Source organism: Micromonospora inaquosa (assembly GCF_003857055.1).
GTDB lineage: Bacteria > Actinomycetota > Actinomycetes > Mycobacteriales > Micromonosporaceae > Micromonospora > Micromonospora inaquosa.
This window is the reverse complement of the sequence record NZ_QGSZ01000085.1, coordinates 1-8,225: the sequence shown is the minus strand read 5'-3', so window position 1 is coordinate 8,225 and position 8,225 is coordinate 1. Positions and strand designations below refer to the sequence as shown.

Genomic DNA, 8,225 nt, shown 5'->3' with positions numbered 1-8,225 from the left:
ACACGGCCCGCCCAGCACCTGTGGGGGCGGGAGGTTGTGCTGTCGCGTCCACCCGGGCGGGCCGGCCCGGAGGCCGTGCGGTGAATTCCGTAGCTGACGGGGTGACGCTCGCAGCATTGTGGGCCAGCCGGCCGCCCGGAGGGGAGTCCCGGGACGGCCGGCATCGTCGTTCTGTCGGGAACCCGACAGAGAATTCAGCCGCGGACGGCCTCGACGGCCGCCGCGAGCCGCCGGACGCCCTCGTCGATCCGGTCGGCGGTCACCGCCGAGAAGGCCAGCCGGAGCGCGTGCCGCCCGCCGTCCAGCACGAAGTCGCTGCCCTTGACCACGGCCACCCCGCGCTCGGCCGCCGCCGGGGCGAGCCGGTCGACCAGCACGTCCTCCGGCAACTCCACCCAGAGGAAGTAGCCACCGTCGGGCTCCACGAACCGCGCCTGCGGCAGGTGCCGACGCAACGACTCCGCCAGCACGCGGGCCCGTTCGCCCAGCGCCGCCCGGACCGTCTCGATCGAGCGGTCGATGTCGCCGGAGACGCAGAACTGGTGCACGATCGCCTGGGACACCATCCCCGGGGAGATGTAGAGGCTCGTCGCGTTCTTCGCGATGGCGGCGATCAGGTCGGCCGGACCGACCAGGTAACCGACCCGCACACCCGGGCAGACCGTCTTGGTGAAGCTCGACGCGTGCACCACCACGTTGCGGGTGTCCAGCGAGAGCATCGACGGCAGCGCCTCACCACGGAAGCGGATGTCCGCGTACGGGTCGTCCTCGAAGATCGTGAACTCGTACTCGGCGGCCAGGTCCAGCAACTCCCGGCGCTTCTCCAGCGACAGCGTCATGCCGGCCGGGTTCTGGTAGTTCGGGATGACGTGCGCGAGCCGGGGCCGGACCCCGGACTCCAGCAGCTTGCGCAGCTCGGCAGTGTCCAGGCCATCCGGCTGGACCGAGATGCCGTACAGCTCGCTGCCCATCCGCTGGAGGTTCAGCAGCGTCCGGTCGTACGTCGGGCGTTCCACCACCACCGCGTCGCCGGGGCGGACCAGGTGGTCGAAGAGGAACGCGTCGGCCTGGAGCGACCCGTTGGTGACCAGCACCTGGTCGGCCTCGACCCCGTGCTTCTCGGCGATCCACTTCCGCAGCGGAAGGTACCCGACGGAGGTGCCGTACGCCGTCACCCCAGCGGGGTCGGCGTCGAAGGCGCGGACGGCGGCGGCCTTGAGCCCCTCGACATCGACGATGTCCAGCGAGGGAGCCCCACGGGCAAAGGAGATCAACTGCTCGGCGGTCATGAATGTTGAGCGTACGGGCGGCGGCGGGGAACTCGCGGTCGGCACGGCGATGTCCGCATCCTGAGCCACCGGGTCGGGTGACCCTACTGGACCAGTCGGCGGCAGATCAGACCGGAAGGGCGAGCGCGTCGTGCTGCGCGGCCCGGGAAAGTCCCTCCAGTTGCACGCCGAGAGCGTCGAGGAGCTGACTCCAGTCGAAGTAGGAACGCCAGGCGGTGATCCGACCCTTGCGGGCCCGGACCACGTCGGCCACCTCCCAGCTCACCAGGCGGCCGGTGGGCGCGACGGTGCCGTACGGCGAGTGCAGGGTGCCGGTGTGGGTGCCGGTCAGCCGCAGCTCGACCGCCGCCCCACCGCCGGTGCGGACCGCGCCCATCGGGTCGACTCGCAGGTCTGGAAAGGCGCCGGTCCAGGTGCGCAGCAGCGCGGGCAGCTCGATCGGGCGGACCGTCACCCCCGGCATGGCGTAGAACGCCTCCGGGGCGTAGAGGTCCGGCAGTCGGGCCACGTCCCGGCGCAGGAGCATGGCGTACTGCTGCTCGACCAGCCGCTCCGCGTCGCGCATCGGGACCTCCCCCACGGGCCACGGCATCTCCGCGCCCGCAAGGGATGTCTACCCATCGATCCACCCCGGCACACCACCCCCGGTCAGGTCGTGGCGACCGCCTGGCTCTCCGACCAGACCCGCATGATGTCCCGGACGGAGATCACGCCGGCCACCTCCCGGCCGTCCAGCACCACCAGGTGCCGGAACCCGCCCCGAGCCATCGCGGCGGCGGCCTCGGCCAGGGTCCACTCCGGCCCCGCGTAGACCACGTCCCAGGTCAGGTGGGCGCCGGTGCGTTCCACGTCGCAGTCCAGGCCGGCGCCGATGGCCTTCAACACGTCGCGTTCGGTCATGATCCCCACGCCCTCGGAGTCCGGGTCGATCACGACCGCCGACCCGACACCGCGGGCCGACATCATCCGGGCCGCCTGGCGGAGCGTGTGCTCCGGACCGACGACGAGGACCTGGCTGGACATTGCATCCCGTACCTGCATCACGCATCACCCCTTTGGGACGGTGGCATTCGGTACGGACATGGTGGTCGGTGGATGTTTCCGGGACAAGAGCGGCATCGCACATGCTGCGGACGCTGGTTACTGTCGGATGGTGTCCACCGAGCCCCTGCGCTGCGCCGGCGCGCTGATCGTCGGCCATGACGGCCGCATCTTCTTCCAGCGCCGCTCACCACACCGACGCCTGTTTCCCAACTGCTGGGACATCGTGGGTGGCCACCTGGAGCCGGGCGAGGACATCGGCGAGGCGCTACGCCGGGAGATCACCGAGGAGACCGGCTGGGTCCTCTCGCAGGTCCTGGGCCAGGTGGGCGAGTACAGCTACGTCGGCGACGACGGGCTGGCCCGGACCGAACACGACTTTCTGGTCCGCGTCGACGGTGACCTCGACCGCCCGACATTGGAGGCCGGTAAGCACACCGAGTACCGCTGGCTGGCCGAGGACGAGCTGACGGTGCTCGACGAGCACCGCGACGTCAACGACGGGCTGATCCGGCGGATCGCGGAGGAGGGCTTCGCCGTCCTACGGTCGATCGGTCGGTGAACACCGTCGCGCTGGCGCCCCACCGGATCGCCGGGCTGCTCGCACCGGCCGTGGACCGGACCTTCCGCGCCGGGATGCTGGCCGGCCGGGACGGTGGTGGCGCCGAACTGTCCCAGCGCTACGGCGGGGTCACGGCGACCGGCTTCCTGGTCGACCTGCGCACCCGACTGGCCGCACCCGGTGGCACTGTCGACGGGCCCGGGTTCGCGGCGATCACGCGGTACCACGACCCGGTCGTCTGCCGGCGAGCCGTGGACAAGCAGGTGGCACACGGGATGATCTACCGCGGCCCGGACGGCACCCTCTCTGCCACCGAACGGGGCGCCGCCTTCCTCACCGAGCTCTATCAGGTGCACGCCGAAGTCACCGAGGAGCTGTGGGCCGGTCACGACGACCGGGTGGCCCGACTGGTCGCCGCGCTCGGCCGACTGCTGTCGTACGCCCTGGTGCTGGCCGACGAGGAGGGGAGCCGGGGCGAGTCGGCCTTCGCCGCGCTGGCGCCCCCGTACGAACCGGACGGCACCCCGTCGGGCGTGCTGCTGCTCAACCGGCTCGGCGCGCTGCGACATCACCGGGCCGACGCGCACGCCGCCGCCTGGGCCGCCGCCGGGCACACCGCGTCGAGCATCGCCGCCCTGCCGCCCGGTCCCGAGCGGGTCGCCATCGAACTGGAGACCGACCGCCGGGCCGCCGGCCCGTACGCCACTCTCAGCGCGGAGGAACGCCTGAGCATGCTCGCCGACCTGGCGGCGTTGCCCGGCTGACCCGGTTGGCCGGAGCGGCGCACTCAGCCGGGGCTATTCTCCAGCGGTGACCGGAGCAGGACGAGGGAGGATGTCGCGATGATCGGAATGGTGCTCGCGGCCGGAGCGGGACGACGGCTGCGCCCGTACACCGACACCCTGCCCAAGGCGTTGGTGCCGGTGGACGGTGAGACGACGATCCTGGACATCGCGCTGGGCAACCTCGCCGAGGTCGGGCTCACCGACATCGTGATCGTCGTCGGCTACTCGGCGGACGCGGTCCGCGAGCGGCAGGCCGACCTGGAGAAGCGGTACGGGGTCACGCTCACCCTGGTGCACAACGACAAGGCCGAGGAGTGGAACAACGCCTACTCGCTCTGGCTCGCCCGGGAGTACTTCGCGCGCGGGGTGCTGCTGGTCAACGGGGACACCGTGCACCCGGTGAGCGTGGAGAAGACCCTGCTCGCCGAGCGTGGCCCGGGCATCCTGCTCGCCGTGGACACCCTCAAGCCGCTGGCCGAGGAGGAGATGAAGACCACCTTCGACGCAGCCGGCCAGCTCACCCGGATCACCAAGATCATGGACCCGGGCGAGGCGTACGGGGAGTACATCGGCGCGACGCTGATCGAGCCGCAGGTCGCCGACGCCCTCGCCGACGCGCTGGAGGCGACCTGGCGACGGGACCCGAACCTCTACTACGAGGACGGCTACCAGGAGTTCTCCGACCGGGGCGGTGAGGTGCGGGCTGCGCCGATCGGTGACGTCCTGTGGATCGAGGTCGACAACCACGCCGACCTGGCCCGCGCGCGGGAGATCGCGTGCCGCTACTAGCTCGGAGCGTCCTCACCCCGCTGCACATCGACGTGCGACGCGGGGCGGTCGCCGATCTGGGCGCGATCCTCGCCGACGGGCGGATCTCCTCCGGGGGCGACGTCGCGGTGGTGGTCGGCCCGGGTCAGGGTGCCCAGATCGCGGAGCTGATCCGACCGTCGCTGCGCTCGGCGGACGTCTTCACCGTCTCCGGCGGGACGTTGGACGCCGCCGACGATCTGGGCGGCAAACTCCGCGCCCGGTCGTACGACGCGGTCGTCGGCATCGGCGGCGGCAAGACCATCGACGTGGCCAAGTACGCGGCCACCCGTCGAGGGCTGCCGATGGTGTCGGTGGCGACGAGCCTCGCCAACGACGGGATCGCCTCCCCGGTGGCCAGCCTGATCACCGACGGGATCAAGGGCTCCTACGGCGTACACATCCCGATCGGGGTGATCGTCGACCTGGACTTCGTGGAGAGCGGCCCGGACCGGCACAACCGGGCCGGCATCGGTGACGTGATCAGCAACATCAGCGCACTGGCCGACTGGGAGCTGTCCCGGCAGGTACGCGGTGAGCCGGTCGACGGGCTGGCCGCCTCGCTCTCGCGGGCGGGCGCCGAAGCGGTGCTCAACCACCCGGGCGACATGAGCGACGACGCCTTCGTGATCGTCCTCGCCGAGGCGTTGATCTCCAGCGGCCTGGCGATGGCGGTCGACGGCACCAGCCGTCCGTGCAGCGGCGGCTGCCACGAGATCATGCACGCGGTCGACTCGCTCTTTCCCGGCACCGCCTCGCACGGCGAGCTGGCCGGGCTGGGCGCGTTGTTCTGCACCTGGCTGCGCGGAGACCTCCGCCGCTTCGGGGAGATGTCGGCCTGCCTGGCCCGGCACGGTCTGCCCCGGCTCCCCGCCGAGGTGACGCTCAGCGACGACCAGTTCATCGAGGCGGTGCAGTTCGCGCCGCGTACGCGGCCGGACCGGTACACCATCCTCGAACACCTGGCACTGTCGCCTACCGAGACCCGGGAGCGGCTGGCAGACTACGCCGGTGCAATCCGCGACCAGCTTGGCTGACCCCCGTCCCACCGTCGCCGACTTCCACCGGGTGAACCGGGGCGGCGGCCTGTTCAGCGAGTCGATCAGCCAGTGGCTGGGGGCCGTCTTCGCGCTCGTCGCCCAGCGGCTCGGGCTGCGACCGACAGCGTTGACCATCACCAACCTGGTGCTCGGGCTGGCCACCTCGGTCACCGTGGTGGCGCTCGCCGGCCCGGTCGCCGCCGGGGACGTACCGGCCTGGCTGGTTGGTCTGCTGGCCCTGATCGGCTGGCAGGTGGCGTACTCGCTGGACTGCGCGGACGGGCAGCTGGCCCGGGTGACCGGCCAGGGCAGCGCGGCCGGCGCCCGGGTCGACGTGCTCTGTGACGTGGCCGCGCAGATCGCACTGGTGGCCGCCCTGGCCGCCACCGCCGTGGCGCAGGAGCCGACCACGCCGACCTGGCTCGTGGCGGCCTTCGCGGGCACCTGGATGGTCAACCTGGTGACCTCGGTGATGCAGGCCGGCCCGAACGCGGCCAGCATGGTCACCTCGACCTCGCTGCCGGTGCGCCTGGTGAAGCTGGTCCGCGACTACGGCGCGGTGATCTTCGTGGCCGCCCTGGTGTTGGCCGTGGCCCCCGCGCTGGCCCTCTGGGTGATGATCGCCTTCACCATCGTCAACGGCGGCTTCCTGCTGGCGAGCATCGCCTTCTCCGCCCGCGCCTCCCTGCACTGACCCGACCGACCTGCCGTAGGGCGTCACACGCGACGCCCTACTCCTCCTGGTTGCTGCGCTGGTGCTGCGCGTGGGTTCGTCGACTGTGTCTCGTCCGAGAGCCGGAGTGACCTCCGGCATAAAACAGGACTCCACGACTCCTCTTTACATAGGGTCCTTCTGTGCGCCTCAACCGCTCCACGGACATCAGCCTTCGCATCCTCATGCTGGGTGCGACACGCAACGGACTGCTCACCATCGACGAACTGGCCGATTGCCTGGCGGTGCCACGGCACCATCTCGCCAAGGTCGTGCAACGGCTGCAGCACCTGGGCCTGCTGGAAACCGTGCGGGGTCGTAGCGGTGGGGTCCGCCTCGCCGCCGCCGCCAGCTCGGCATCGATAGGCGGCATAGTCCGGGACCTGGAGGGCGGGAGTGAGGTTGTCGACTGCGACGGCGACCCGGCCTGCCCATTGAGCCGCGGCTGCCTGCTTCGGGGTGCCCTGAGCCGCGCACAAGAGGCGTTCTATGCCGCCCTCGACCCGATCACGGTCGGCGACCTCGCCGCACCGCCGGCCCGGCAGATGCTGCTGAGCCTCGGCCGCGCCTGATCGTCACACCGATCCCTTCATCGGAGGAACACGGAACAATGCTCTCCGCAACCAGCGTCCCGGTCATCGAGGCGACTCTTCCCGTCGTCGGCCAACACATCGACACCATCTCCGGCGTCTTCTACGACACGATGCTCGGCGAGAACCCTGATCTGCTCAATCTGTTCAGCCGTAGCGCACAGGCGACTGGCGAGCAGAAGAGCGCCCTGGCGGGCGCTGTCGCCACCTTCGCCGCTCACCTGGTCGGCGTCGGCCCGGACGCCTCGGTCTTCGAGCACATGACGGAGCGCATCGCACAGCGGCACTGCGCACTGGGTATCCGACCGGAGCAGTACACGATGGTCGGGAGATACCTCATGGGAGCGGTGGGGACCGTTCTCGGCGATGCGGTGACTCCGGAGGTCGCCGCCGCGTGGGACGAGGTGTACTGGCTGTTCGCCTCCCGGCTGATCGGACGCGAGGCACGCCTCTACGCCGAGGCCGGTGTGCACGGCAACGACCCGTGGCGCGAGTACGTCGTGGCGAACAAGATCACTGAGGCGCACGACACCGTGTCCTTCATCTTGACCCCGACCGCCGGCGGCACCGTGCCCGACTTCCTGCCCGGTCAGTACGTCACGGTCGCCGCGGACCTTCCCGACGGCACACGACAGCTGCGGCAGTACTCCCTGTCACAGGCGGCCCCCGGTCGTACGCTGCGGATCACGGTGCGCCGGGTGCGCGGGATCGGCGGGGCTCCGGACGGCGTCGTCTCCGGCTTCCTGCACGACCACGTCGACATCGGCGACCACCTGCGCCTGAGTTCGCCGTACGGCGAACTGACGCTGCGCGACAGCGACGCGCCGCTGGTGCTGGTGAGCGCGGGCGTCGGTATCACTCCGATGGCCGCGATCCTGGACCACGTGGCGCGCACCCAGCCAGCCCGCGACGTCACGGCAGTACACGCCGACCGCAGTGTCGAGCGGCACCCGTTGCGCGCCGACATGTACACCAACGGCTCGCGCCTGCGGTCCTTCCGAAACCTCGTCTGGTACGAGGAGCCGGCAGACGTCCCCGGTGCCAACGTCGGCTTCGTCGACATCGACGCCATCCCGCTCCATCCGGATTCGGTGGTCTACCTCTGCGGCCCGGTTCCGTTCATGCAGCTGGTCCGGGCCGGTCTGCACCGCCGTGGACTGCCCGACGAGCGGATCCGCTACGAGGTCTTCGGCTCCGAGCAGTGGCGCCCCGCCCCGGTGGCCGTCCCAGTGGCCGTCCCGGCCTGATCGGGCCGCCAGGAACCCGTCGGGGCGACCCCGCCCGATCTGACCGCCGAACCGGTCCGTCGAGGCTCGCCAGCGGGCGGGCCTCGACGGGTTTCCGGGCCGCCCGGACCGGCGCGGGTGGATCAGGTGCGGGTGGGGGTGTGGGTCAGGCC

The 8,225-nt window shown here is 71.1% G+C and carries 10 protein-coding genes; 7 read left to right on the top strand and 3 right to left on the bottom strand.

Annotated features, from left to right (window positions below):
* Window positions 1-194 precede the first annotated feature (194 nt).
* From DLJ59_RS01565 to DLJ59_RS01555, 3 genes are all read right to left on the bottom strand, one after another.
* Window positions 195-1,289, bottom strand: a complete 1,095-nt coding sequence (locus tag DLJ59_RS01565; RefSeq protein ID WP_124770742.1) for an aminotransferase-like domain-containing protein — start codon at window positions 1,287-1,289, stop codon at window positions 195-197.
* A 106-nt stretch (window positions 1,290-1,395) separates the two neighbouring features.
* Window positions 1,396-1,854 (bottom strand): ester cyclase, encoded by a 459-nt coding sequence (locus tag DLJ59_RS01560; RefSeq protein WP_124770741.1) that lies wholly within the window; start codon window positions 1,852-1,854, stop codon window positions 1,396-1,398.
* Window positions 1,855-1,937: 83 nt separating this feature from the next.
* Window positions 1,938-2,330 carry a CBS domain-containing protein gene (locus tag DLJ59_RS01555; RefSeq protein WP_124770740.1) on the bottom strand — a complete coding sequence of 131 codons (393 nt, stop codon included), beginning with the start codon at window positions 2,328-2,330 and terminating at the stop codon, window positions 1,938-1,940.
* A 109-nt stretch (window positions 2,331-2,439) separates the two neighbouring features.
* On the opposite strand from DLJ59_RS01555, the gene DLJ59_RS01550 reads away from it, so the two are divergent.
* The 7 genes from DLJ59_RS01550 to DLJ59_RS01520 all read left to right on the top strand — a co-directional run bounded on the left by DLJ59_RS01550 (window position 2,440) and on the right by DLJ59_RS01520 (window position 8,073).
* A complete protein-coding gene (locus DLJ59_RS01550) occupies window positions 2,440-2,892 on the top strand; it encodes an NUDIX hydrolase (protein ID WP_208648520.1) in 453 nt (150 codons plus the stop codon).
* The gene (locus tag DLJ59_RS01545) at window positions 2,889-3,656 is read left to right on the top strand and encodes a hypothetical protein (RefSeq protein ID WP_124770738.1); all 768 of its coding nucleotides are present in this window, start codon (window positions 2,889-2,891) and stop codon (window positions 3,654-3,656) included. The genes DLJ59_RS01550 and DLJ59_RS01545 overlap by 4 nt, the downstream gene beginning before the upstream one ends.
* A 78-nt stretch (window positions 3,657-3,734) precedes the next feature.
* Window positions 3,735-4,466, top strand: coding sequence for a phosphocholine cytidylyltransferase family protein (locus tag DLJ59_RS01540; RefSeq protein WP_124770737.1), 732 nt, complete (start codon window positions 3,735-3,737; stop codon window positions 4,464-4,466).
* The gene (locus DLJ59_RS01535) at window positions 4,454-5,521 is read left to right on the top strand and encodes an iron-containing alcohol dehydrogenase family protein (RefSeq protein WP_124770736.1); all 1,068 of its coding nucleotides are present in this window, start codon (window positions 4,454-4,456) and stop codon (window positions 5,519-5,521) included. Before DLJ59_RS01540 ends, DLJ59_RS01535 begins: the two co-directional genes overlap by 13 nt.
* On the top strand, window positions 5,496-6,218 hold the full coding sequence (locus DLJ59_RS01530; RefSeq protein ID WP_124770735.1) for a CDP-alcohol phosphatidyltransferase family protein: 723 nt from the start codon (window positions 5,496-5,498) through the stop codon (window positions 6,216-6,218). The genes DLJ59_RS01535 and DLJ59_RS01530 overlap by 26 nt, the downstream gene beginning before the upstream one ends.
* A gap of 161 nt (window positions 6,219-6,379) precedes the next feature.
* Complete coding sequence (locus DLJ59_RS01525; RefSeq protein WP_124770734.1) at window positions 6,380-6,808, top strand: RrF2 family transcriptional regulator; 429 nt, start codon at window positions 6,380-6,382, stop codon at window positions 6,806-6,808.
* Between the two features lie 38 nt (window positions 6,809-6,846).
* A complete protein-coding gene (locus DLJ59_RS01520) occupies window positions 6,847-8,073 on the top strand; it encodes a globin domain-containing protein (protein WP_124770733.1) in 1,227 nt (408 codons plus the stop codon).
* The last annotated feature ends 152 nt before the right edge of the window (window positions 8,074-8,225 follow it).